23 protein-coding genes are annotated in these 22,784 nt (G+C 39.8%); 9 read left to right on the forward strand and 14 right to left on the reverse strand.

What is annotated here, in order from left to right; all coding sequences use genetic code 11:
* Positions 1-117: 117 nt before the first annotated feature.
* On the forward strand, positions 118-723 hold the full coding sequence (locus tag BM291_RS13730; protein ID WP_092898383.1) for a hypothetical protein: 606 nt from the start codon (positions 118-120) through the stop codon (positions 721-723).
* 51 nt (positions 724-774) lie between these two features.
* Positions 775-2,484 (forward strand): M28 family peptidase, encoded by a 1,710-nt coding sequence (locus BM291_RS13735; protein ID WP_245786878.1) that lies wholly within the window; start codon positions 775-777, stop codon positions 2,482-2,484.
* Between the two features lie 134 nt (positions 2,485-2,618).
* On the opposite strand, the gene BM291_RS13740 is transcribed toward BM291_RS13735, so the two are convergent.
* A complete protein-coding gene (locus tag BM291_RS13740) occupies positions 2,619-3,620 on the reverse strand; it encodes a phosphotriesterase family protein (RefSeq protein WP_092898385.1) in 1,002 nt (333 codons plus the stop codon).
* A 61-nt stretch (positions 3,621-3,681) separates the two neighbouring features.
* Positions 3,682-4,362 carry an SDR family NAD(P)-dependent oxidoreductase gene (locus tag BM291_RS13745; RefSeq protein WP_092898387.1) on the reverse strand — a complete coding sequence of 227 codons (681 nt, stop codon included), beginning with the start codon at positions 4,360-4,362 and terminating at the stop codon, positions 3,682-3,684.
* A 288-nt stretch (positions 4,363-4,650) separates the two neighbouring features.
* Between BM291_RS13745 and BM291_RS13750 the strand changes: the two genes are divergently transcribed.
* Complete coding sequence (locus tag BM291_RS13750) at positions 4,651-5,058, forward strand: hypothetical protein (protein WP_092898389.1); 408 nt, start codon at positions 4,651-4,653, stop codon at positions 5,056-5,058.
* Here the strand turns inward: BM291_RS13750 and BM291_RS13755 are convergent.
* Both BM291_RS13755 and BM291_RS13760 read right to left on the reverse strand, forming a co-directional pair.
* A complete protein-coding gene (locus tag BM291_RS13755; protein ID WP_175499706.1) occupies positions 5,055-5,411 on the reverse strand; it encodes a helix-turn-helix domain-containing protein in 357 nt (118 codons plus the stop codon). The two genes, BM291_RS13750 and BM291_RS13755, sit on opposite strands and share 4 nt — an antisense overlap.
* A gap of 14 nt (positions 5,412-5,425) precedes the next feature.
* Complete coding sequence (locus tag BM291_RS13760) at positions 5,426-5,743, reverse strand: type II toxin-antitoxin system HigB family toxin (protein ID WP_092898393.1); 318 nt, start codon at positions 5,741-5,743, stop codon at positions 5,426-5,428.
* Between the two features lie 309 nt (positions 5,744-6,052).
* Between BM291_RS13760 and BM291_RS13765 the strand changes: the two genes are divergently transcribed.
* Positions 6,053-6,541, forward strand: a complete 489-nt coding sequence (locus BM291_RS13765; RefSeq protein WP_092898395.1) for a hypothetical protein — start codon at positions 6,053-6,055, stop codon at positions 6,539-6,541.
* Between the two features lie 289 nt (positions 6,542-6,830).
* Here BM291_RS13765 and folE read toward each other — a convergent pair whose 3' ends face one another.
* A complete protein-coding gene (gene folE, locus BM291_RS13770; protein ID WP_092898397.1) occupies positions 6,831-7,535 on the reverse strand; it encodes a GTP cyclohydrolase I FolE in 705 nt (234 codons plus the stop codon).
* Positions 7,495-7,905 carry a 6-pyruvoyl trahydropterin synthase family protein gene (locus BM291_RS13775; RefSeq protein ID WP_092898399.1) on the reverse strand — a complete coding sequence of 137 codons (411 nt, stop codon included), beginning with the start codon at positions 7,903-7,905 and terminating at the stop codon, positions 7,495-7,497. Before BM291_RS13775 ends, folE begins: the two co-directional genes overlap by 41 nt.
* A 297-nt stretch (positions 7,906-8,202) precedes the next feature.
* Between BM291_RS13775 and BM291_RS13785 the strand changes: the two genes are divergently transcribed.
* Positions 8,203-8,889 carry a murein L,D-transpeptidase catalytic domain family protein gene (locus tag BM291_RS13785; RefSeq protein WP_092898403.1) on the forward strand — a complete coding sequence of 229 codons (687 nt, stop codon included), beginning with the start codon at positions 8,203-8,205 and terminating at the stop codon, positions 8,887-8,889.
* On the opposite strand, the gene BM291_RS13790 is transcribed toward BM291_RS13785, so the two are convergent.
* The 5 genes from BM291_RS13790 to BM291_RS13810 all read right to left on the reverse strand — a co-directional run bounded on the left by BM291_RS13790 (position 8,869) and on the right by BM291_RS13810 (position 15,380).
* Positions 8,869-10,524 carry a L,D-transpeptidase family protein gene (locus BM291_RS13790; protein WP_092898405.1) on the reverse strand — a complete coding sequence of 552 codons (1,656 nt, stop codon included), beginning with the start codon at positions 10,522-10,524 and terminating at the stop codon, positions 8,869-8,871. The two genes, BM291_RS13785 and BM291_RS13790, sit on opposite strands and share 21 nt — an antisense overlap.
* A gap of 260 nt (positions 10,525-10,784) precedes the next feature.
* Positions 10,785-12,425: a L,D-transpeptidase family protein gene (locus BM291_RS13795; RefSeq protein WP_092898407.1), complete on the reverse strand. Its 1,641-nt coding sequence runs from the start codon at positions 12,423-12,425 to the stop codon at positions 10,785-10,787.
* Between the two features lie 9 nt (positions 12,426-12,434).
* Positions 12,435-13,286: a 3-deoxy-8-phosphooctulonate synthase gene (kdsA, locus tag BM291_RS13800; protein ID WP_092898409.1), complete on the reverse strand. Its 852-nt coding sequence runs from the start codon at positions 13,284-13,286 to the stop codon at positions 12,435-12,437.
* The gene (locus BM291_RS13805) at positions 13,273-13,857 is read right to left on the reverse strand and encodes a KdsC family phosphatase (protein WP_092898411.1); all 585 of its coding nucleotides are present in this window, start codon (positions 13,855-13,857) and stop codon (positions 13,273-13,275) included. Before BM291_RS13805 ends, kdsA begins: the two co-directional genes overlap by 14 nt.
* Positions 13,839-15,380, reverse strand: coding sequence for a bifunctional GNAT family N-acetyltransferase/carbon-nitrogen hydrolase family protein (locus tag BM291_RS13810; protein WP_092898413.1), 1,542 nt, complete (start codon positions 15,378-15,380; stop codon positions 13,839-13,841). The genes BM291_RS13805 and BM291_RS13810 overlap by 19 nt, the downstream gene beginning before the upstream one ends.
* 166 nt (positions 15,381-15,546) lie before the next feature.
* Here BM291_RS13810 and BM291_RS13815 point away from each other — a divergent pair, with 166 nt between their 5' ends.
* Entirely contained in the window at positions 15,547-16,449 is a 903-nt protein-coding gene (locus BM291_RS13815; protein ID WP_092898415.1) for a mechanosensitive ion channel family protein, read from the forward strand.
* A 52-nt stretch (positions 16,450-16,501) separates the two neighbouring features.
* Positions 16,502-17,425 (forward strand): DUF6089 family protein, encoded by a 924-nt coding sequence (locus BM291_RS13820; RefSeq protein ID WP_092898417.1) that lies wholly within the window; start codon positions 16,502-16,504, stop codon positions 17,423-17,425.
* A 1-nt stretch (position 17,426) separates the two neighbouring features.
* Here the strand turns inward: BM291_RS13820 and BM291_RS13825 are convergent, their stop codons facing one another.
* Complete coding sequence (locus tag BM291_RS13825) at positions 17,427-18,251, reverse strand: universal stress protein (RefSeq protein WP_092898419.1); 825 nt, start codon at positions 18,249-18,251, stop codon at positions 17,427-17,429.
* Positions 18,252-18,352: 101 nt separating this feature from the next.
* Positions 18,353-18,814, reverse strand: coding sequence for a GNAT family N-acetyltransferase (locus BM291_RS13830; RefSeq protein ID WP_092898421.1), 462 nt, complete (start codon positions 18,812-18,814; stop codon positions 18,353-18,355).
* A 74-nt stretch (positions 18,815-18,888) separates the two neighbouring features.
* Between BM291_RS13830 and BM291_RS13835 the strand changes: the two genes are divergently transcribed.
* Both BM291_RS13835 and BM291_RS13840 read left to right on the forward strand, forming a co-directional pair.
* Complete coding sequence (locus tag BM291_RS13835; protein WP_092898423.1) at positions 18,889-19,398, forward strand: RidA family protein; 510 nt, start codon at positions 18,889-18,891, stop codon at positions 19,396-19,398.
* A 176-nt stretch (positions 19,399-19,574) separates the two neighbouring features.
* The gene (locus BM291_RS13840) at positions 19,575-20,183 is read left to right on the forward strand and encodes an HPP family protein (RefSeq protein ID WP_092898425.1); all 609 of its coding nucleotides are present in this window, start codon (positions 19,575-19,577) and stop codon (positions 20,181-20,183) included.
* Positions 20,184-20,446: 263 nt separating this feature from the next.
* Here BM291_RS13840 and BM291_RS13850 read toward each other — a convergent pair whose 3' ends face one another.
* Positions 20,447-22,579 (reverse strand): hypothetical protein, encoded by a 2,133-nt coding sequence (locus BM291_RS13850; RefSeq protein ID WP_092898429.1) that lies wholly within the window; start codon positions 22,577-22,579, stop codon positions 20,447-20,449.
* Between the last annotated feature and the right edge of the window lie 205 nt (positions 22,580-22,784).

Raw genomic sequence — 22,784 nt, forward strand, 5'->3', positions numbered from 1 at the left:
CACATAATACTGATATATAGCGTTTTAACAAACATTTAGTTAATTAATCTAAAGACACTTTAGTATTAGAGAAGATTAGTAGTAATTCGATAAATCAACTTTTAAAACCTTTAAAAAATGAAAGCACATCGACTACTTCTGATCCTTCTATTTTGCAGTTTGCTACCATTAGCTACTCATGCACAAGTAAAGCCTAACTTACAATACACCGTAGGCTTCGGTTCATCCATAGATGGGATGAATGATCTTTATGGGCTCAATTTCACCAATGAACTAAATGTTAGGCTTGGCAAAAGAACCTCATTCAATGCTGGACTCTCCTTCTATCATTCGCTGGGCAGTTACAATGAGAAAATATTGCCTGAGTATTCAAATGGAAAGAATAATGAACAGTCCTCTGGTATTTTTATTACCCCATCTTTCAAATACGACATCTTACAACGCCCTTCTGGTTTCAACTTGGCTTTTTCAGCTGGACCTTCACTTCAGCTTGGAGGAGAAACTTTCATACGGTCCGATTTTATTTCAGAAGCACCTTCTACAAGTTATTATGTAAACAAGTATCAACGTATCGGCTTATTCATGGAATTAGAAGCTGAGTGGAATTCTAAGAATCCTAATCGAAAAAATGCAGTCAGCCTTTCTGCATTCGGAGCGGACAATTCCATACCATGGTACCTCAATGCGACATATAAAATGAGATTTAAAGTCGGTAAGAAATAATCATAATCGGCTAACTTGCGGCCTTAAAGCGATTGAATTCAAAACTACTACATGAATATAAAACCAACTATTTCCCTGTTTTTTCTACTTCTAAGCATAAGTTCCTTTGCTCAAAACGCTCCGCTTCAGACAGTTACCGATCCATATTTTAAGCTAGTAAGACCAGAGTTCAAGGGTGACATGGCTTATGAGACCGTAGGTTTTGTGGAGCAATACTGGAGAATCGCGGGAAATACTGGTTTTAATAATACCGTATATCGAATCGCTGAGAAATTGGAAGCTGCGGGTTATGTCCTCGAAGAAAAAGCTAGCGACTCAGATCGATTCACCTATAGAATCGAAACTCGGGAGATGCGTCAACCTACTTGGGAGCCAATTTCCGCTTCCTTGAAAATCGTCGGCGCCACTGAAAACTTACTTTCATCCGAGACCAACCGAAATATGATTTATCAGTATTCCTCCTCCACTCCGGTGGATGGGATTACTGGAGAAGTGATTTATGTGGAGAGCAAGGAAGCGCTTTCTGCTATAGATGTGAAAGGGAAAATCCTCTTTTCGGATCAGGTTAGTTACAGAACATTGCAATCATCCGTTACAGACAAAGGCGCTTTGGGCGTATTGACCTATGATTTGCCTGCGTATTTGCAACCTGAGAAAAACACTACCTCCATTCAGTTTAGAGGTTTGAGACACGATGTTAAGAATCCAGCTTGGGCGATTGCACTTTCTTTCGAAGCCAAAGAAAAACTGAAAGCCGAGCTAGCTAAAGGCAAGGTAGAAGTAACAGTGAAGGCAGAAACTAAGATCTATGAATCCGAGGAACTCACTATAGTAGCGAATGTAAAAGGATCTGACTTGCCTTTGGAAAGCTTAGTTTTCTCAGCTCACATCCAAGAGCCTGGCGCAAATGATAACGCTACTGGTGTGGGTGCTCAACTGGAAATGGCGAGCATTACATCAGATTTGATTAAAAGAGGAAAGCTTGACCTGAAGCGTACCTTGACTTTCCTTTGGGGAGATGAGATTATTTCTACGAGAAGATATATAGAAGAAAAAGATAAGCGTGAAGCCGATATCAACTGGGGAATTTCCTTGGATATGGTGGGTGAAAATACTGACATCACAGGTGGAACTTTCCTAATCGAAAAGATGCCTGATCCAAGTGCAATCTGGACTCGTGGAGAAGACAAACACAGCGAATGGGGCGGTCGACCATTGAAAGCGGAAGATATGAAGCCTCATTATTTGAATGACTTTATCCTGACCAACTTCGAAGCTCAAGGCGAGTATGCTGACTGGGTGGTGAAAACCAATCCTTTCGAAGGAGGATCTGATCATACACCATTCCTTCAGGCTGATATTCCTGGATTATTACTTTGGCACTTTACCGATCAGTTCTACCACACGGACAATGATCGCTTGGATAAAGTTTCTCAAAAAACAATGGTCAATGTAGGAACAGCGGCTTTGGTTTCTGCTTTTACTTTGTTGAATGCAGATGCGAAAACCGTAGATCAACTGATATTGATGATCACAGCAAAAGCCCACATACGCTTGCTAACAGAAGTTCAACTTAGCAAAAAAGCGATTGCTGAAGGTGGATCTACCAAAGATGAACAATTGATCCTAGACACATGGGCTGACTATTATGCAAAGGCTATGGATTCGATAAAGGACTTGGTACCTGCTGATGATGAAAAAACATTGAGGAGAATAGTACTAGCCAAAGAAGCTATCAAGGCTCAGGTGCCTCAGCTTTAATATAATCTCGCTCCCGATAGCTATCGGGAGGCGCAAAGGCGCAACGATTATAATTTGATGGGTTCAACCTGAAAATCGAATATACACCTTCCCATACTTGAATATGATTATTGAAAATTGAACTTGATCATTGCTCATTGCTCATTTCCAAAAGCTCGTATAGGATTCTTTTCTAAAAGCATTTCCCAATCAGCCTCATCAAATCCCTTCGCATTCAATGCGGGCATCAGCTTTTCAAAAATATTGGTAAAGGGCTGAAAATCTCCACCATCGGGTTTGGCTGGATCATACCAGCCTGCATCGTGGGAAATCAGCACTTGACCTAAGAAACCATTTTCTTTGGCGAAGAGTAAGCGAGCTACATATTCATCCACGCTCCAACCAATTCCATCCAAGCTTATCCAAACGCCAAGTTTAGCAGCTTCGAAATAATTCTGAAAATCCTCTTCAGCTTGTGAGTGAACCCAAACAAAAGCTGAAGGATCAATTCCCATTTCCTGCAAAATTTTGACTTCCTGCTTTGCTGTAGTCCAAGTGCCCGTGTGAGAAGCTATTTGCAAACCTGTTTCCCGATGAGTGAAACCAGCAGCTTTAACCAATTTTGCATCTATTTCCCGAAGTGGTTTTTCTTCATTTACAGAGATCTTGATGAATCCAGGTTTGATTCCTGTAGCTCCGATTCCATTTTCATATTCATCTATCCAGCGATTTGCCAGTTCTTCAGCAGTTTCCGTGAAAGCAAAATCCGGCAGATACTTACCTCCTACTGCTCCATAAAAACCAGTGTTGGTGATGAGTTGAATTCCCGACTGCTCACTGAGTTTTCTGAGCAGAACTGGGTCCTTTGCCAAATAGGAAGGAGTACAATCAAAAATCATTTTTACCCCATATTTCTTCACTTCAAGTAAATAAGGCAGGACTTTAGCGATTACCTCTTCCTGATTATATCGCTCAGACGATACTGAATCTGCTCCTATAAAGTCCACCAACATATGCTCATGAATCAGTGTGATCCCCATGGAAGCTATAGGAATCGGGCCAGTGACGGTATTGATGTAAGGTGAATTGGACTCAGGATTTGAGCAAGAAAAAGAAAGGATCAATATGCTTAGCCCAATTACTAGCGAATGCTTCATATATAAACCTAAGAAACTACGATCCTTAATGCCAACAGGTATACCAATTGATTTACCCGACTTATTTCAAAGAAGACATTCCACCGTCTATGTGTAATATCTGACCTGTGACCCAAGATGATTTATCATCCAAAAGAAACAAAGTCGCCTCAGCAATATCCTGTGGTGTACCTATGCGACCAAGTGGATGTCTTTTGTCAGATGCAGCACGCTTTTCGTCGGTGCTCACCAACTGCTGTGCTAGCGGTGTGTCCGTCAATGATGGAGCAATGGCATTGACTCTAATGTGATTTGGAGCCCATTCTGCTGCCAAAGATCTAACTAATCCTTCCACAGCTCCTTTTGCAGAAGCTATTCCTGAATGGAAACCCATTCCTGTTTGCACCGCAACAGTACTATAAAGAACAACCGAAGGAGCTTCTGACTTTTTTAAATTTTTCAAGCAGGCTTGAAGTGTTCTTACCGCGCCAAAAAAATTAAGATCCATTTCAGCCTTAAAATCCTCCATGGAGATTCGGTGGAATGGCTTCAGATTGATGGAACCTGGACAGTAAACCAAGCCATCAATTACCTCAGGCAAATCCTGTAATTCTGAAGCTTCATCTGTGACGTCAAATTGATAATTCCCCTCTCCACTTCTGGAATAGAGAAACAAATTTGCGCCGTTGTTTTCTGCAAGTTCAGCCACAGCTTTTCCGATTCCTGAATTCCCTCCGATGATGACAATATTTTTTCCTTTCATTGCTTTTTATTTTCTATTTAAAGCTGATTCGGAAGGAGATTGTTTGAAAACGTGAAAAATGAATATGTATATCCGCATGAATGCACATAATAGAATTTTGTCTGGTTCTAGCCTGAAAAAAATCCCCCTTGCCCCCTTAAGAAAAGGGGGAATTGCGAAATTTGAACCTCTAGCATTATTTCAAAGCACATACGTGCAGTTAAGCGGATACTCATAAAAATGAATGGTAGGAAGAAAGTAGCGTTTGACTAATCAACTACGTTTAGCAAAAACAATCCAACTTTTAAAATGCGGGCAATTCTAAACATCCTCTTTTTTCTATTGATTATTTCTAGCTGTAGCGAAGATGGTCAATTAGAACAAAAGTTTCAGGAAGGCACATTCACTGGTACATTCCAAAGGGATCTTGGTGATAGTAGAATCGCGAATATCACGTTGACATTTGACGGCAATCACTGGAGCGGGACTGGCGACTATCCAAAATACCCAGCGCTTTGCAGAGGCACTTATTCTATCAATGGAAATAAAATTACTTTTCAAAATGAATGTGCATGGACAGCTGAATTTGATTGGACTTTAATTCTTTCAGGAGAATATAAGTTAACGAAAACCGGAAGCGTATTAGAGTTTTCAAGAGATTATCGTTCTGCAACTTCTGACACCTATATAGACCAGTACCGATTGACCAAAAATTAAGAGCTATGAAGAAATACTTCAGCGGGAATACTGAAGAAATTCTTGAGCTTTTGAGCCATCTTCAACGTGATTTCACGCTTGCCTGACAATACCGCGGAGACATGACCTTTGCTCCCAATCATAGGTTCAAGATCCTTGGCCTTGATTCCCATTTCTTTCATTTTGTACTTGATCACTTCTAATGCATCAAGCTCGGGAAGCTGATAATGTGTATCATCATAATCTTTAACCAATACCAATAGAAGTTCAAGCTCATCACTCTCAGGAGTATTTGGCTCTGCATGGAATATTTCCATTAACCTTAGTGAGGCTTTATTATAGTCTTTTTCGCTTTTGAGCACTTTCCACTTCATATCCATAAGTTGAGTTACATTAAAATTGTCGGGTCAAATTCAATTTTGCTTACGTCTATTTTGTCATATTCTTTGTGAGTTCCAAACCACAATACATAACAAGCCTTCTGCAAAAAATTAATTGACACAACTAGCCGAAAGTCATTGCCTTTTATAATGAAGACAACTCTATTATTACTTACGATACTGGCGTTTCCATAAACCTTCTTCAGTTCATTGAAATTTGAAAACTCCTTTTTTGAAAACTCATTATACCAAATCAAAAGTTGAGTCGAAGCAACTGGATACTTTTGAGTGTAAAATAAGATCGTTTTCTTAACAAGAATTCTCATTGATCAAAGGTGTTGAAAAGTCATCAAATTGCAAACTTTTGTAAAAACTTGTTTATTAACCGTCTCTAAAAGCAATCCTCTTCTTCTTAGTTTCTTCATTACCGCCAAGTCGCAAAGTTCGCTGAGTTTTTCGCAAAGGAAAAAAAGCCTTACATGTGATTGATTAAACACAATCAGCCTATTAAAATAAAAACATCCCAATTATCTAGTTCATATTGACTAAAGTAGTATTTTAGTAAAAGTTGTAACCTAGAATCCAGGTTATTACTACTTTTTAATGAGACAAATGAAAACTTTAAATTTTATGTTATGATTTGGTTTGACATCAAAGAACTAGAAAGAGGTCTTATAAACAGGGAAATCTCCGATAGGGTAATCTTCAATTATTTACTGGGAAACTTGATACTCTACTCCATATCCCCCTACCTAGCAGGAAGTGACTCTCCTGGATTTTTACTCATCTTTCTTCAAATAGCTGTCACCCTTGTTATAACTGTAGTTGGCACATCGAGAACGTATGAAATCAATACATCGGGGGACCGCAGGGATTATTTCAAGAGGTTTCTTTCGCTATCCTTCGTGACCGGAATCCGGTTATTTGTTTTTATGATTATTGCGGCAATCCCAATTGGTATTATTCTCGGGGTTTTAGGCTTCAACCCATTTGTAAACAAATATTCTGAAGGTCTTTTCAATTTAATTTTGATGGCAGGTGGAGGTGTTCTTTACTACTACATGTTGACTAACTCTTTCAAAAGAGTTAGTCACGGACATCAAAATCAGCCGGTAGTTCAGTAAATGGATTGGGCTATTTCAAGTAAAAATTTAATGGGATCAAGCCAAATAAAAACATGGAACACTTGTGGCCAATTGCGATATAGACGCAATAGGTGATGAGGGTTGCGTATATACAAGTGTTAAATTCCCACCACAACTCCCTTACCATCTCAAGTCCAGCTTCTGGAGAAGCAGGACAACTAATCCTACGCTACTTCGCATTTTCTTCGCGCCCTTAGCGGTTTAAAAAAAGCATAAAAAAAACCGAGCCTCACAGCCCGGTTTCAATGTTGGTTTTCGTCTTCAGTTGTTACTTTTCAAGATTGATGTACTGCATGAATTCGTTTCGCGATTGCTCGTCTTTTTCGAATTTGCCTGAGTAAAAAGAAGTCACCGTAGAACTCTGTGTGTCCTTCACTCCTCTGGAACTAACACACATGTGATAGGCATCTATAATCACCGCCACATCGTCCGTTCCAAGCGCCTCTTTCAGTTCATTCCCGATCTGCATTGTCAATCTCTCCTGCACTTGTGGGCGCTGGGAGAAATACTGCACGATTCGGTTGATTTTAGATAGTCCGATTACGCTTCCATTGGAAATGTAGGCCACGTGGGCTTTTCCGTATATCGGCACGAAATGATGCTCACAGTGAGAATGCACAGTGATATCCTTCTCCACCAGCATCTCATTATACTTGTATTTGTTTTCAAAAAGCTTTGCGACAGGTTTATTCTTAGGATTCAACCCTGAGAATACTTCCTTCACATACATCTTTGCTACACGATGCGGAGTGCCTTTAAGACTGTCATCTGTAAGATCCAGCCCCATGATGTTCATGATTTCTCTGAAATGCTTCTCGATCAACTCCACTTTCAGTTCATCATCCATTTCGAAAGCATCCTCACGAAGAGGAGTCTCCAGGGAAGTTCCTACATGTTCCTCACCGATTTCCTCGAATGAAGCACGGGCGATTTTAATTCCCATCGTATTCAACAAAGTTTCTTTCTGTTTCATAAAGTCGAATCGTTAACTCGAATTTGCGATCAATTTTTTCCCTTAAAATATTCCAAATAACCACTGCAATGTTCTCAGCGGTTGGGTTAAGTTCTTTGAATTCATCGGTATCCAGGTTTAAATTTTTGTGATCTAATTTCCTCAACACATGCTCCTTGATCAAGTCGCTGAGCACTTTCATGTCAAAAACATAGCCAGTTCTCGGATCTACTTCCCCTCTCAGTTTTACGACCAATTCATAGTTGTGACCATGAAAATGGGGATTATTACACTTCCCAAAAACGGCAAGATTCTGTTCATCTGACCAGTCAGGATTATGAAGGCGATGTGCCGCGTTGAAATGTTCTTTTCTATAAACTGATACTTTCATGGAATGCTGAAACAGCCGCTTTTCTGTTTTTGTTTGAATTATTTTCCTATTTGTCTGTTAGAGTACTTGAAGTATCCTGAGTGACAGGGAAATAATTTTGGGAACGCAAAATTACAGAATAATAATTGGTACCAAAATCAAAGTCCAGTCTCATTATGCCAAGAACGGATAAAGCTGCTGAGAAGGTTCCCGAAAAAAATTTCACATCTTTTATGGTGAAAATCATAAGAGACTGACTTCAAGTTCGTTTGAAGTGACAGGATATCGTCCTAACTTTGCCAAATCACCCAAATGCTTATGCTTTCACAAACACTTGCGATTACCTTCCTATTGTTCATAGGAATTTTCCCCAATCCAGATTTTAAAGAAAACAGTACAAATACCACCTCCATCGACCCAGTCACCGCTATATACGATGGACTTCATATTAAAAACGGAGTTCTTCCTTCCAGAGAAGTATTCAACTTGGCTATCCAAGGTTGGAACAAAATGAAAGGAAGTCTCAAATCTAAAGTCCTCACCGTAATTGATTTCAGCCTACCTTCTACCGCTAAGCGGATGTGGGTGATAGATCCTGAAAAAGGTGAAGTGCTATTGAATTCAGTGGTTTCTCACGGCAGAAATTCCGGAGACCTAATGGCAAATACCTTCTCTAATGTGCCAGAATCATTCAAAAGCAGCTTAGGTTTCTATAAAACTGCCGAAACTTACTCTGGCAAACATGGCTACTCTCTTAGACTGGATGGGTTGGAAAAAGGCTTTAATGATCAAGCTAGAAACCGTGCAATTGTAATTCACGGAGCAGATTATGCCCGTGAAGAATTTGCCGAATCAGTTGGAAGATTAGGAAGAAGCTTAGGCTGTCCTGCCCTTCCAAGTGAGCTTTCTGCTCAGGCCATTGATCTGATCAAAGACGGTTCTTTGCTATTCATCTTTGGAAAAGACGATAATTACTTATCAAAATCAAGCCTGATCAAGGCTTGATTTTTTGCTTCTAAGCGCTTTCAGCAACGATTGGTCTCTTTCGTAGACATCTGACCTGAAATTAGCTTTTCCTTTTTTATCTGCCCAGAAAGTCATATAAACTAGCACCACTGGTATTTCTCTATCCAACTTCACTACCTCTTCGTTAGTCTGATTCATCGCTTTTTGGATCTTTTCATCATCCCAAGATTTATCATTAAGCAAGATTTTTGCGAATTGATCTGGATTCTGAATTCGGATACATCCGTGGCTTAGTGCTCTGGTCTCCCGATCAAAAAGACTTCTAGCTGGCGTGTCGTGAATGTAAATATTGTAATCATTTGGGAACATGAATTTCACCAAACCCAGGGAATTATCTCCTCCTGGCTTTTGTCTAACTCGGTAGCCAGTTTCTTTTGACAAATTGACTTGTGAAGCTTTCACTACTTCGCCACTTCCATCCACCACTTCCATATTTTTCTGAGAGAGATAATTTGGGTTCTTCTGAACTGAGGGAATAATCTCATCATTCGTAATTGACTCTGGAATGTTCCAATACGGGCTAAAAACGATGTAACTCATCGGAGCCGTAAAAGTCGGCGACTCATTGTATTCTTTTCCCACGATCACTTTTGCTGTGAACGCTGTGTCAGAATTATTCATGTAGTCCAACTGATAGTTGGCAATGTTCACTAGAACCATCTCTTGATTCCAATCCATTTTTGGCATCCAACGCAGTCTTTCCATGTTGATAGATGCGATATCTATGAGATTTTGAGGGGAATTATTAAGCGATTCAGCGACTAAGGAACCGATCACGCCGTCAGGATTCATTCCGTTGGACTCTTGATATTTCTGCAATCCGGCAAACATGGTAGAGTCAAAAAGTGAAGGATCTGCTGTTTCATAAGGCTTCAAAACATCCCAAAAGGTCAAACGCTTACGCAAAGCTGGAATAGCTTCGTGCTTCTCTCCTACCTTGATGGCTCCATCTACCTTAGCAAAATCCCAAGTAAGTGTATCATTCTTTTGAATCTTATACAGCTCCTTTATCGCTTCTCTGCCATGTGCATATAAGTCTGAATTAGGATATAGGCTGGCTAAGGTCCTTTCTACAGAGCTTCCATTTGCTACTTTTTCCAATAATTCAGTGTAATTCACATCAGTTTCCTTCTCTTCAAACTTCCAATTTGGATCCAAGCTTGAAGGATTCACTTTTCCTTTTTCCAAGTCATGGGCTAAGTTGAAAAAGCTATCAGTAAGCAAAAGTTCTAAATTGACTTTCTCTTCTGAGGAAAGATTTCTGAATTTCTTATTCTCTTTCTCCTGATTAGAAGAAAGCTCATAGATCTTGGCCAGGTTATAATCTTCCGGCTGCAAACCATCATATTTTGAGTTTTCAATCTGAGCGAGCATCTCCTTTCCGGTTTTGGAAAGTGTCCCATTGAAAAGCCAAACTTCCATATATTCTCTACCAGCGTAAAAGCTCTGAATTTCTTCTGAATAGTTAGAGTTAGCTAAAACACCGGTTTTCTCTCCACTTAGATTTGCTTGCAGTTCATCTGTCAAATCAGATCTGCGCTGGTTGAAAAACCAGATGAGTCCTACTGCAAGGAGTAGAACTGCGGATATTGGAACGATTATCTTCTTATTCATAAAAGGCGATTTGTATTACCTTCTACTAGTCAAAGTTCGTACGCTTAATTTTTCACGGAAATAAAAGCCGGGGACTTTACTCTTTTCAACTCATTTTCAATACGTTAAAAGAAAAATACGATTATAGATCAATATCAGCTGAGACTGACCACTGAGACTGGAATTACCCAAGTTGGGGTAAATGCCTTAGCAGATCCCTATCTGTTCGTGCCTCCAAAACCCCGGCATATGTCTAACAGACCGGTAACCAAAATCAACTATTACTTGCGTAATGCGATCAAAACTTCCTCATCTCTGTCGTAGATATCTTGCCTGAAATGCCCTTGTCCTTTTGAATCTGCCCAAAAGGTCATATAAAGCAGCACCACAGGTATCTTTCGGTCTAAGTTTACAATCTGCTCATGGCTTTGATGCATGGCAGCATTGATCTTCTCTGGCGTCCAGGAGCTATTGCCTTTCAGTAATAGACCTGCGAAGGTGGCTGGATCCTGAATTCGAATACAGCCATGACTCAGCGCTCGGTCTTCTCTTTCAAAAAGGCTCCTTGCTGGCGTATCGTGTATGTAGACACTATGTTCATTTGGGAACATAAACTTCACCAGCCCCAGAGAATTAGTAGGACCAGGTTTCTGTCGCACCATATATGGAATTGACCTTCCACTCCAATTCACCGAAGCTGGATCCACAGGTTTACCTGAGTAAGTCACTACTTCCATATTTTTCTGGGCCAGGTAATTCGGGTTTTTGCGAACTGCAGGCATGACTTCATTTCGCACAATCGAAGTCGGCAAATTCCAGTAAGGACTAAAGACGATGTAACTCATCGCAGATGAAAAAATAGGCGACTCATGATACTTCTTCCCGACGATCACTCTTGCCGAAAATAATGTATCCCGATTGCTCAGGTAATCCAACTGATAGTTAGCAATATTCACCAAGATCATCTCAGCCCCTCGCAACGTATCAGGCAGCCAACGAAGACGCTCCATACTTACCGAAGCTTTGTCAATCAAATCCGTAGGTGATTGATTCAATGCATTCACCGTATTTTTGCCCAATGCCCCATCAGGCTCTAGACCATTTCTCAGTTGGAATTTCTGCACTGCCGCAAACATCGTCGAGTCGTATTCCTTTTCATCTTCAAATGTGTATGGCTCTAGATACTTCCAAAATGCAAGACGCTCCCGTAAGTTCGGCATCCCTCCATTTGTCTCTCCTACTTTAATGGTTTTAGACACTTTGACTGCCTTCCAGTTCAGGGTATCCTGCTTACGAATTTCATCCATAGCCCGAATCACTTCACGCCCTTTTTTATAAATCGTAATCGTAGGATAAAGTGTCTCCAGCGATTGTCTAATCTGCTTTTTGTTCACTGCCACTTCGAGCATATCTGTGTAGGATACTTTCGCCTTTTTAGTAATGATCTGCCAGTCACCAGCAAGGGACTGAGGATCCACCTTACCTATTTCCAGATGTGATGCCAAGTGAAAAAATGCATCGGAAAGCAATAGATCTACATCTGCCAGGTCATCCAAAGCATTGGGGATAGCTTGCTTTTTATTAGACTCGAAAAGTGTGAAAAACACATTGATCAGATCCAAGTGATAATCTCTAGGACTTAGTCCATCAAATTTGCTTTGAATTATTTCAAACCGAAGTTCGTAAGCTAATTCAGTGAGCACCCCATTTTCTGTCCAAACAGGATTGAATATGCGATTAGTATAGAATTTATATATTTCGCCTTTGGCAAAAAGCTCATTCTGACGCACATTTAAAGGAACATCAGGCTGATCCAGCTCTAGCCTAATTCTGATATTATCTTGCAGATCAGTACGCTGAGCAAAACAAAAAAGCCCCGGAGCTAAACTCAGGAGCAATACTAACAGCAAGTGTTTGCGCATATTATTGGATTAATTATTCACATCAAAATCCTGATACTTTCTTCCAAGTATCCAGGCTTCTTTCAGCATTTCTAAGAATTGACCCATCTTATGAAGTGGGATCAAATTTGGCCCATCGCTCAGTGCTACAGATGGATCTGGATGAGTTTCGATAAAGAAGCCATCAATTCCAGTTGCCGCTGCTGCTCTAGCCAAGATCGGCGCAAATTCACGTTGACCTCCACTAGTTCCGCCTTGACCACCTGGCTGCTGTACAGAATGCGTGATATCAAAAACCACTGGAGCAAACTGACGCATAATAGGAAGTCCACGCATATCCACTACCAGATTATGGTACCCTAAAGAAAAACCTCTTTCCGTCAAACACACATTTTCATTTCCTGTTGACCTCACTTTGGTCACCGCATATTGCATGTCCTCAGGAGCCATAAATTGTCCACGCTTGATTTTGACAGCTTTTCCACTTTCGCCTGCGGCTAAAAGCAAATCCGTCTGCCGACACAAAAACGCAGGAATCTGCAAGACATCAACTACTTCAGCGACATCCTTTACCTGATAGCTTTCATGTATGTCTGTCACCAAAGGAACATTCAGCGCTTTACCCACACGCTGCAAAACTTCCAGCGATTTATCCATTCCTATGCTTCGAAAAGATCCAGAGGAAGTACGGTTAGCTTTGTCAAATGACGCCTTGAACACATAGGAAAACCCATGCTGCTCGGCCCATGCTTTGACTTTTGTACCTATTTCCAGACAAATATCATAGCTCTCGACTGCGCAAGGACCAGAGAATAAAACAGGTTTATCTTCTCCCAAAATCACCGAATCAGTGACGCGCATGGGTTGGTTATTTCTTATCATTTTCCTTTTGGGATAAAGTATCAATCAATGGGACAAGCTGGCCTTTGGAATGAAGAAGCAAATCTCCTACTTCTCTAAAAACTCCCTCTCCTCCTTTAAATCTAGACACATAATGTGCAATCGGCTTTACATATTCTATGGCATCACTAGCAACTACAGCTAGACCGACACGGGCTAAAATGGGTAGATCGATCAAGTCATCACCTATGTAAGCAACTTCCTCAGCTTGCAACTCGAGTGTTTCTAAGACCTCGGTAAACTTCTTCCCCTTATTCTTTACGCCATGGTAATGGAAATCAAACTTGAGCTCCTCGCAACGATTTTGCACCACGTAGGATTCTCTCCCAGTGATTGCTCCTACCATTAAGCCACTTTTCCGAAGGTGATAGACGATCAAGCCATCTTTGACATTGAATTTCTTGAATTCCAACTTATTATCATCGTAGATAATACCACCGTCGGTCATCACTCCATCTATATCAGTGATGACCAGTTTTATTTTGGCTGCTCTTTCCCACACATCTTCCGAAACGTGTGAGAAGTAGTCAGCTACTATTTTTTCTGTTTCCATTGAATTGAATAAAGGTCGAGCCTTCTCTGCTCGAGGTTTCGTACACTTCCTGCTTTTCTCTGCTTGGTCAAAAGATCCAAATCCACATCGGCCACGATGATTGTTTCCTCGTTTTCAGAAGCCATCGCTACTACCGCATCATGAGGAAAAGAGAAATCTGACGGAGAATAAATCGCAGCTTGAGAATACTGAATATCCATGTTCTCCACTTTCGGCAGGTTACCAACCGAACCCGTAATTGCTACATAACATTCATTTTCAATCGCACGAGATTTGGCGCAGGTGTTTACTCTGAGGAAAGCATTCTTGGTATCTGTCCAAAACGGCACAAATAAGATGTCCATTTCCTGCTCAGCGAGGATTCTTCCCAGTTCTGGAAATTCCACATCGTAGCAGATCAAAATACCTATTCTTCCCGCATCGGTTTCGAACACATTGATGCCATTTCCACCTTGTAGACCCCAATAGGAAGCCTCATCAGGTGTGATATGAAGTTTGTACTGCTTGTCTTGCGTACCATCTCTTCGGCAGAGGTAACTCACATTTCGAAGCTTTTTGCCATCATACTCAGGCATGGAACCCGCAACGATGTTCACGTTATAAGAAACCGCCAAATCACTCATGCGGCTAATAATCTCGTCCGTGTAATCTGCTAGATTTCGGATCGCTTCAGAAGCGTCCATATCATTGAATTCTGCCAAAAGCGGTGCGTTGAAGAATTCAGGTAGTAAACAGAAATCTGATTTGTAACCAGAAACTGTATCTACGAAAAACTCTACTTGCTGCATCAAATCATCCACATTGGAGAAGCGACGCATCTTCCACTGCACCAATCCAAGACGTACAATTGACTTCTTATTACCGATTAGCTTCTCGTCCTTTTCGTAGTAAATATTAATCCACTCGAGAAGTGTGGCGTAAGCTCTTGAATCCGTATCTGATGGCAAATACTTGGTAATCACTTTACGTACGTGAAATTCATTGGCTAGCTGGAAAGACAACACCGAGTCAAAAATCTCTTTGTTCTTGACCAAATCAATGTATTTCCTTGGCGTCATTTCATCCGCGTAATTCGTATAGCCGGGAATTCTACCTCCTGCGATGATGGAACGAAGGTTTAGATTCTCACAAATCTCCTTTCGCACATCATACAATCTACGACCGAGGCGCATTCCGCGATAGTCGGTATGGACAAAAACGTCCGTACCATAGAGGGTATCACCTTCCATGTCATGGGTGTCGAATTTGCCAAATCCAGTGATCTGATCGTATGTATGGTTATCACCAAACTTATTGTAATCGACCACTAAACTCATTGCGGCTGCTACCAGTTTCCCGTTATCCTCTATGCCAATCTGACCTTCTGGAAAAGCTTTAAGTTGATTCTTAAACTCTTGTTTAGTCCATGCACCGCCTTGATTTTTATAGATCGAACTCATGATTTCCTGAATGTCCTCATAGTCCGAAAGTTTTACGTTTCGCAGCTTAAGCCTGTGCTCTAGCTCTTCTTTTTGCTTGCTCATGGGTCAAAATTAGCCAAATTCAATTAAATATTTCCAATCACTTCATCCTAACGAAAAGAAACAGAACAATCCTCACTATAGCGTGTTCTGAAAGAATTATATTACATTAAATGGCAATTCTGAATAGTTTTAGAATTGAAAAGATCTAAAAGTAAGCTCCAAATAAATGCAGCAGGAAATAAAAGAAGTAGCTGGAGAGAAAGCTCAGGGCTTCATCGAATGGATTCAAGAAATATTCAGTTATAGTCTAGTCAACTTGGGCGAGTCTAAGCTTACTGTGGGTTTGATCCTTACCCTGATCATATCCTTTATCGTCCTATTCATTATTACCGAATGGATACGCAGACTACTCGTACACAAAGTCTTAACTCGATATCAGATCGATTCCGGCACCAGATCCTCTATCGGTATGATCGTCAAGTATGTGCTGATTTTGGCGGGTGTGTTTTCTATTTTACAAACCAACGGAGTTGACCTAAGTGCATTCGGAATCCTAGCTGGAGCATTAGGTGTAGGTATAGGTTTTGGTTTGCAAAACATCACCAACAACTTTATTTCCGGGCTGATTATTCTGTTTGAGCAGCCTATAAAAGTGGGTGATCGTATAGAAGTAGGCGATGTTTCTGGCGATGTAATCCGTATTTCGGCACGCTCCACGACCATTGTCACCAACGATAATATCACGATAATTGTACCCAACAGTCAATTCATAGACAGTCCGGTGATCAACTGGTCCCATAATGACAGAAATATTCGATTCAATTTCCCCGTGGGAGTAGCCTATAAAGAAGATCCTGAAAAGATAAAAAGCATCCTCATTGAAGCTGCAAAAGAAAATAGTGGAGTATTAAATACTCCTGCTCCAGATGTACTATTCGATAGCTATGGAGACAACAGCATTAATTTCATTCTTCGTGTATGGTCATCGGAATACATCAACCGCCCTACAGTGCTGAAAAGCCAATTATACTATGCAATCTTCAAAAAATTTGGTGAGCAAGGAATAGAAATCCCTTTCCCTCAGCGCGATCTTCATCTCAAGTCTGGATTTGAAAAGTTAGAAAATTAGCCTAATTTTCGTGCTGGGTAGTAACGCTACTCAATTGAACAGAAGTCCATCGATGAAAAAACTATTATTCATATTACTTTTTCTTTTCTCCTGGACAGCCCAATCCCAGAGTTTTTACCGTTACAAATTTGAAGAGCCTTTCTCAGTTTCTGCCAGCATAGGGGCAACTCAATACTTTGGGGAGCTTTATTCATTTTGGAAATACAGTGAAGGCGTGCAACCTGACTGGAATGCCAATATTGCTGCCCATTACACCTTCGGTACAAACCTAAGAGCACGTGCTGAATTCTCCTATTATAAAATGTCTGGCCAGGATCCCCCATCGGATCCAAGAGCCTACAGAACGCCTAGAAACCTCGATTTCAGAGCGAAAAACTGGGAAGCAACTGCTATTGTAGAATATTACTTATTCCCTGTGAAGGTTCCCAATATTCACCGCTCCCTTCTCAATCCATACATTTTTGCAGGACTGGGCATGTCCACTAATAACCCGGAAACTCAGCTTGACGGAAACTGGGTGGACCTCCGCCCCTTGCAATTGGAAAACAACCCCTACAATCGGAACATTATTGTTTTCCCGATGGGATTAGGCTTCAAATACAAGCTTAACGTGTACACAGATTTAACTTTTGAAGGCAACTATCGCTTCACGCTGAGTGATTATATGGACGATATTTCTTCCTATAATATCAGTGAATTCTACCTTGACCTAGTTGACGATTATGTCACCGGCAAAAATCCTGATCGTCTAAGATTGGCTGTCCGTAACCCAAGTTTCATAGATGACAATGGACTACCAGATGTGGACAAGATCTTGCAAAACGGAGGTAGAATACGTAGAGGATCAGGCCTTACACACCGGTATGATGGGTATATGACGGTCAATATAGGATTGGAAATCTACCTTTCCCCAGACATTTGGGACAACTTGATCTTCCGAAACAGAGTGTACGAGAAGGCTTTCAGATTCTGGTAAGCTAGCTTTTTACACTTAGCACACCCAAATCACTCTTAAAAATCAAAGTCTCTGTAGTTTCTACTATATAGGCGGGAGCATGACTATGATCACCTGTCACCAAAATAATCCATTTAATATTCTTGGTTTCGGCGAAAGCTATCATCCCCTTTTCTACTTCTGAATCATTGAAAATATGCTGATGACAAGTCAATTCCTCATGTCCTTTCTTAAACAAATTCATTCTTGAAGTGATTTCTTGAGTAGAAGTGAAATGAGCAGGAATATTGACAAACAGTAAGTGAACGGTGCTTTTGAATAGCTTTATAAGTGGCTTGATTTTTTCAAAAGCCACTTTGGATTTTGGTTCAAAGTTGGATGCAAAGGCAACTTTTCGGAAATCATTTCCATTTAGAGGCTCTTTTACTGCCAAAACAGGGCAATTGGCTTTTCTGAGTACCTTCTGTAAGTTTGATCCGATGAAGTTTCCTTCAATATATCCTTTACCATAGGCACCGAGCACCAGCAAATCAGGATTTTCCTCTTGAGCTACTCGAAGGATTAATTCATTAGGAACACCTATTCGAACTATTTGTCGGATTGGGGCTTTTGCTGGAGCAATCTTAAGAATATAGTCTGGAAGCACTTGCTGAGCTTCTTCAAATTCTTCTATCAAATCAGGATAGTTTTTTTTCGCCTCATCGGAGAGTAACTCCCAATCTACTTCGGAAGGAATAACTGTAACACAGAGAATCTCTGCATCCGATTTGGCACTGATTTTTTGAGCAGTTTTTAGTGCCGCCAATGAATAAGAGGAAAAATCAAAAGGAACGAGGATCTTTTTCATGATGCTATGGGAATTGATTGATCCTAAATCTCTACATATTCAATGCATTTTCAGCTGTCAAAAATCAGTTGAACTCATGATAAAAATTAGTAAAAAAAATTCTACAGATCCAGTTCCATTTTGATATCGCATCGGCAGTATTTCCCTTCTTCAAGTTCTGCTTCCTTGAAACCCAATTTTTCATAGATTTTTAAGGCTGGAGCAAGTTTGGAATGTGTGTAAAGCACCACCTTCTTGGCTCCCATTTCCTTGGCTTTTGCCAGAATAGCCTTGGCCAAAATCATCCCAATTCCTTTTCCTTGTGCACTTGCAGCTACACCCATTTTAATAAGTTCATAGACTTCATCAGAGACTTTATGCAACCCTACAGTCCCTACAATTCCCTCACCTAGCTTCGCATAAATTATAGTACCCCCAGGCTTAACAATGATTTCATCTGGGCTATCAAACTGAGCCTGATCAAATGGCTCAATTGAAAAAAACTGCTCCACCCAAGCTTGGTTGATAGACTTGAAAAAAGGGTTTAATTCAGGTGAATAGGGTAATATCTCGATTTGATCCATCGGAAGAACTTTTAATAGTTGGTTCCAAAAGTAAAAAGAATCGGCTAGCTTAGGAAAACTAAAACCACGACCCTATGAAATTAAAACACCTCTTGTTAACCGTATGTCTTGTGACTTTGGTTCCACTTTTAACTTTTGCCCAAAGTCCTGAAGACAAGCTGAAAGAACTCGGACTTACTCTTCCCGAAATCACCTCTCCCATCGCCAATTATGTGAAATGGAAACAAGTAGACAACATGCTTTATCTGTCCGGCACAGGTCCTGATGTATATGGGAAAGTAGGTACTGACTTGAGCGTAGAGGAAGGGTATCAGTCAGCCAGAGAAACGGGGCTGGAAATTATTGCTGTATTGAAACTGGCAACTGGAGGAGATCTAAGCAAGATCAAGCAGTTTGTAAAAGTAATGGGAATGGTCAATTCTGCGCCTGACTTCACTAAGCAACCTGCGGTGATCAATGGCTTTTCTGATTTGATGGTAGAGGTTTTCGGTGAGAAAGGAAAGCATGCCCGCTCGGCAGTTGGCGTAGCGGCTTTGCCAAACAATATGGCTGTGGAAATCGAGGTGATCGTGGAGATAGAATAACCTAAAACGCTCATTTTAAGAAACCGTCAGAAAGGCAATTATTCTGGGATTTTTACCATTTTGTTAAGCAAATCATCATATTTTTGCAGAAAACCACATCAAATCTGAAATATTCCAGATTTATGATGTGGTTTTTCTAATTTTTGTCAAAAACCAATTTCTAGATTTTAAGCTTGATGAAGAAACATATACAGCGAGGATTTCGCGTTTCTCGCTACGTTTTTTACAAGGAAACCTTGATAGATGCCAAGGAGCATTTCTGGTCTTTTATAGGCGCTTTTGTAGGCATCGGCCTGATTACTTTTTTTCATAGTAATGCGCTCAACAGCCATGAGAACCTTTTTCTGATCGGCTCTTTCGGAGCTTCCAGTGTACTCGTGTATGGATTGATAGGAAGTCCGCTGGCACAGCCCAGAAATCTCGTCGGAGGTCATGTGGTATCAGCCATCGTCGGTGTCACCATAAATCTGATTTTCCCAAGTACGCTATGGATCGCCGCACCACTGGCAGTTGCGTTGTCCATCGTAATGATGCAGATGACGCTGACGCTTCATCCTCCTGGAGGAGCGACGGCTCTGATCGCTGTGATAGGATCAGAGAAAGTGAAGGCACTTGGGTACATGTATGTAATCTCTCCTGTGCTGACAGGTTCCTTGATTCTACTTTTCGTGGCTTTGATTTTCAACAACATCACTTCACATAGGAAATATCCTTCTTCACGACCTTTTCCCAGAACTATTAAAACTTTGAAAAAGAGGCTGAGAAAAACGATTGGAACTCGCTGAAGAAAAAAAATAAGAGTTGAATTCTTGATTTCCGGTGAAAAAAAAATGACCCTTTTTAAGGTGGAAAACTCTCTAATCTGGTAAGAGATGCAATTGAAAGTAGTGGAGTTTAGATTAGGTAGTTATAACGGTTTGCAGATTTGCGATGGGCGGGATTTTTACCACTGAACTTTATGCGGAGCACAAAACTTTCGGCTACCACTGAACTGTCTGCGGAGCACGAAACCCCGCCTATTGCAAATGTGCTGTTAGCGGCTGGGCTTCTATTCGCTGTCAAACTTTTCAAGTCCATCTGTAAACTCTTTTAACTTGGGTATTGCAATCTCTAATTCTAAAAAGTACGAGTCAAATAGAATCATTGGTTTAGCAAATTCATATGTCAATGTTCTTTTTGAAAGTGAATCCATCAATAATGTTGTCATTTTGTTTGATAGTGAGAAGTAGTCAAGCATAAAGTCAATTGTTAGTGATTTACCTGTCCATACATTAAACGTTCCGCTCTCTGTTCGCATTCTACCTTTCGTAAGCATATTTATTACTTCGTTGATATTTCTAATGGGATACTTAAAAATATTGCCATTAAAAAGTCTGTTACTTAATACAATGCAGGATGATATTCTATTAATTCCAACTGTCTTAATTCCAAGTTTCCTTTCTAAAATTGGGAGCAATTTTCCCTCTTGGAAACTTCTATTTATTTTGTCAAGTTGACTTTCAGCCTTTCTAATATAGTCATAAGTTGTTCTTAGGTCATATGAACTTACTGGATGTAATGTATGCTTGCATTCAAACACAAACAATGTGTCTTGATATACTGCACACACATCAATGTCAGTATCACCTATTTCTGTTTCAGAATATGCCGGTATTGAAATTGAATTAAATGTTTCTTTGAGTTCGGAAACTAATGTCTCACCTGAATTTAATAACCCTGAATTGGATTGTTTATATTCGGATGCAAACAAATTTCTAATGGAATTTGAGTTTGCGAAAATTGATAATGGAATTAGAAAACTATTGTTTAAATATAAAATTGGATGGTATTGTAAATCAAAAATAAAATCTGAACCTGGCTCCCAACAAACAATATCAAGAAATGAATCAATTTTTTCAGATGGAAGAAGTTTTCCAAGAAACTCGTAAAACTGCTCAACTTGATAGACAGGGATTAAAGAACGAAATAATAAATCAGTATCAATTTTTTCTATTTTATAAATCTCCTTTGCAAACATTAAATAGAACAATACGAAGACCCTTCTTACTTTAATAAACTCATAAAGCGTTAAATCGTCTTTGACTTTTATTTTGTTTAAGTCTGTTGGGTTTAGTAGTTGCTCCTTAAATATCAAAGAGAGATAAATTACTTCATCTTTAAAGAGATTGTCGGGTTTGATAAATTTTTCAATAATAAATTCATAGATAGGCTCTGGTAATTCAACCCTGTATCTTGGATAATTATGCGTTTCAGTCAGCTTGAAAATTTTTAATTCTTCTTGGCTGTTTAGCTTTTCTACAAGTTCCTCAATAGATGCTGCTTCAATAGTATTTACTCTGTCATTAGCTTGTTGTATTTCAGTTCTTATATATCCTGCTCGTATTGATTTTTCAAAATCCTCAAAAGGAGGATTTATATATAATTGTCCTGCAACAAGACTACAACTATAGTCAAAGTGGTCAATCATCACTTCAAACTCTTTAAAGTCCGAGTAATAACAAGCAGGGATTATTAATTTACTTATCTCTCCACTTCTAATGTATTCTTCTGAAACAAATCCCGTATTGATGTTATCGCTGTTAATTCTATCTGTATAAATGTGAATTAAAAATGAAACAGCAGAAGAAATATCCTCCTTTGGTCTATTTGTAATTTCAGATAAGTCGGTATTTGTTTTTGGATAAAAGCCAGATAAAAAAAGAAAGTCAGTAGCAGATAATAGCGTTTTAACTATTGATTTGTCTTTGTGCTTTCTTTCAAAACGTTTTAGCTCTTCAACAATGTGTCGTTCAAAAGCATTGTATGAATCTAAAACTGTTGAATAGTTTATTATGCTGTCAAGATATGTGAATGTTTCGTTTGAAAAGTGACCATACTCTTTGCAAATTTCAACAAGTTCAGTGGCAATTGATTTTACTATGCACTTTTTGTTTGCATAACGTGAGTATCTAAAAATGCCTTTTCTCCTTATAAAATCAAAAGTATCATCGGGTGCATAGAATAGAGTAACAAGGAGTGTGTTTCTTGCAATTAAATAATCTGCATTTAAAACAGAGGTCTCTATTTTTTTTAAAAGCTCTTTTATGACTTTCTTGGATGGAGTATTGTTCTTATTGTCAATTATGTTCTTTTTTAGAACACTCTTGTCAACCTTCTTAAAGTTTATTTTTTCAAAATCCATAAGTCACTATTTGTCGTCTGATTGGTGAGCTGTCGTCATAGCCTTGCCGCTAACTTATTATATACGCAACTCCCTCTCCCTTTCTCTAAACCTACTAAACTTTTCTAAATTCTCAATCACCCTTTTGAGTGAATAAACCTACTTTATCCGACCGCAAACGGATACTATCGAATACAAACGACTAGCTACCGACTTAGCGCAAACC

Source organism: Algoriphagus aquimarinus, assembly GCF_900112005.1.
Lineage (GTDB): Bacteria > Bacteroidota > Bacteroidia > Cytophagales > Cyclobacteriaceae > Algoriphagus > Algoriphagus aquimarinus.

Bases quoted from the DNA above. Each gene is read 5' to 3' on its own strand.
- BM291_RS13730 (WP_092898383.1), top strand. From the start codon at position 118: ATGAAAGCACATCGACTACTTCTGATCCTTCTATTTTGCAGTTTGCTA.
- BM291_RS13735 (WP_245786878.1), top strand. From the start codon at position 775: ATGAATATAAAACCAACTATTTCCCTGTTTTTTCTACTTCTAAGCATA.
- BM291_RS13740 (WP_092898385.1), bottom strand. From the start codon at position 3,620: ATGAAGCATTCGCTAGTAATTGGGCTAAGCATATTGATCCTTTCTTTT.
- BM291_RS13745 (WP_092898387.1), bottom strand. From the start codon at position 4,362: ATGAAAGGAAAAAATATTGTCATCATCGGAGGGAATTCAGGAATCGGA.
- BM291_RS13750 (WP_092898389.1), top strand. From the start codon at position 4,651: ATGCGGGCAATTCTAAACATCCTCTTTTTTCTATTGATTATTTCTAGC.
- BM291_RS13755 (WP_175499706.1), bottom strand. From the start codon at position 5,411: ATGAAGTGGAAAGTGCTCAAAAGCGAAAAAGACTATAATAAAGCCTCA.
- BM291_RS13760 (WP_092898393.1), bottom strand. From the start codon at position 5,743: ATGAGAATTCTTGTTAAGAAAACGATCTTATTTTACACTCAAAAGTAT.
- BM291_RS13765 (WP_092898395.1), top strand. From the start codon at position 6,053: ATGATTTGGTTTGACATCAAAGAACTAGAAAGAGGTCTTATAAACAGG.
- folE (WP_092898397.1), bottom strand. From the start codon at position 7,535: ATGAAACAGAAAGAAACTTTGTTGAATACGATGGGAATTAAAATCGCC.
- BM291_RS13775 (WP_092898399.1), bottom strand. From the start codon at position 7,905: ATGAAAGTATCAGTTTATAGAAAAGAACATTTCAACGCGGCACATCGC.
- BM291_RS13785 (WP_092898403.1), top strand. From the start codon at position 8,203: ATGCTTTCACAAACACTTGCGATTACCTTCCTATTGTTCATAGGAATT.
- BM291_RS13790 (WP_092898405.1), bottom strand. From the start codon at position 10,524: ATGAATAAGAAGATAATCGTTCCAATATCCGCAGTTCTACTCCTTGCA.
- BM291_RS13795 (WP_092898407.1), bottom strand. From the start codon at position 12,425: ATGCGCAAACACTTGCTGTTAGTATTGCTCCTGAGTTTAGCTCCGGGG.
- kdsA (WP_092898409.1), bottom strand. From the start codon at position 13,286: ATGATAAGAAATAACCAACCCATGCGCGTCACTGATTCGGTGATTTTG.
- BM291_RS13805 (WP_092898411.1), bottom strand. From the start codon at position 13,857: ATGGAAACAGAAAAAATAGTAGCTGACTACTTCTCACACGTTTCGGAA.
- BM291_RS13810 (WP_092898413.1), bottom strand. From the start codon at position 15,380: ATGAGCAAGCAAAAAGAAGAGCTAGAGCACAGGCTTAAGCTGCGAAAC.
- BM291_RS13815 (WP_092898415.1), top strand. From the start codon at position 15,547: ATGCAGCAGGAAATAAAAGAAGTAGCTGGAGAGAAAGCTCAGGGCTTC.
- BM291_RS13820 (WP_092898417.1), top strand. From the start codon at position 16,502: ATGAAAAAACTATTATTCATATTACTTTTTCTTTTCTCCTGGACAGCC.
- BM291_RS13825 (WP_092898419.1), bottom strand. From the start codon at position 18,251: ATGAAAAAGATCCTCGTTCCTTTTGATTTTTCCTCTTATTCATTGGCG.
- BM291_RS13830 (WP_092898421.1), bottom strand. From the start codon at position 18,814: ATGGATCAAATCGAGATATTACCCTATTCACCTGAATTAAACCCTTTT.
- BM291_RS13835 (WP_092898423.1), top strand. From the start codon at position 18,889: ATGAAATTAAAACACCTCTTGTTAACCGTATGTCTTGTGACTTTGGTT.
- BM291_RS13840 (WP_092898425.1), top strand. From the start codon at position 19,575: ATGAAGAAACATATACAGCGAGGATTTCGCGTTTCTCGCTACGTTTTT.
- BM291_RS13850 (WP_092898429.1), bottom strand. From the start codon at position 22,579: ATGGATTTTGAAAAAATAAACTTTAAGAAGGTTGACAAGAGTGTTCTA.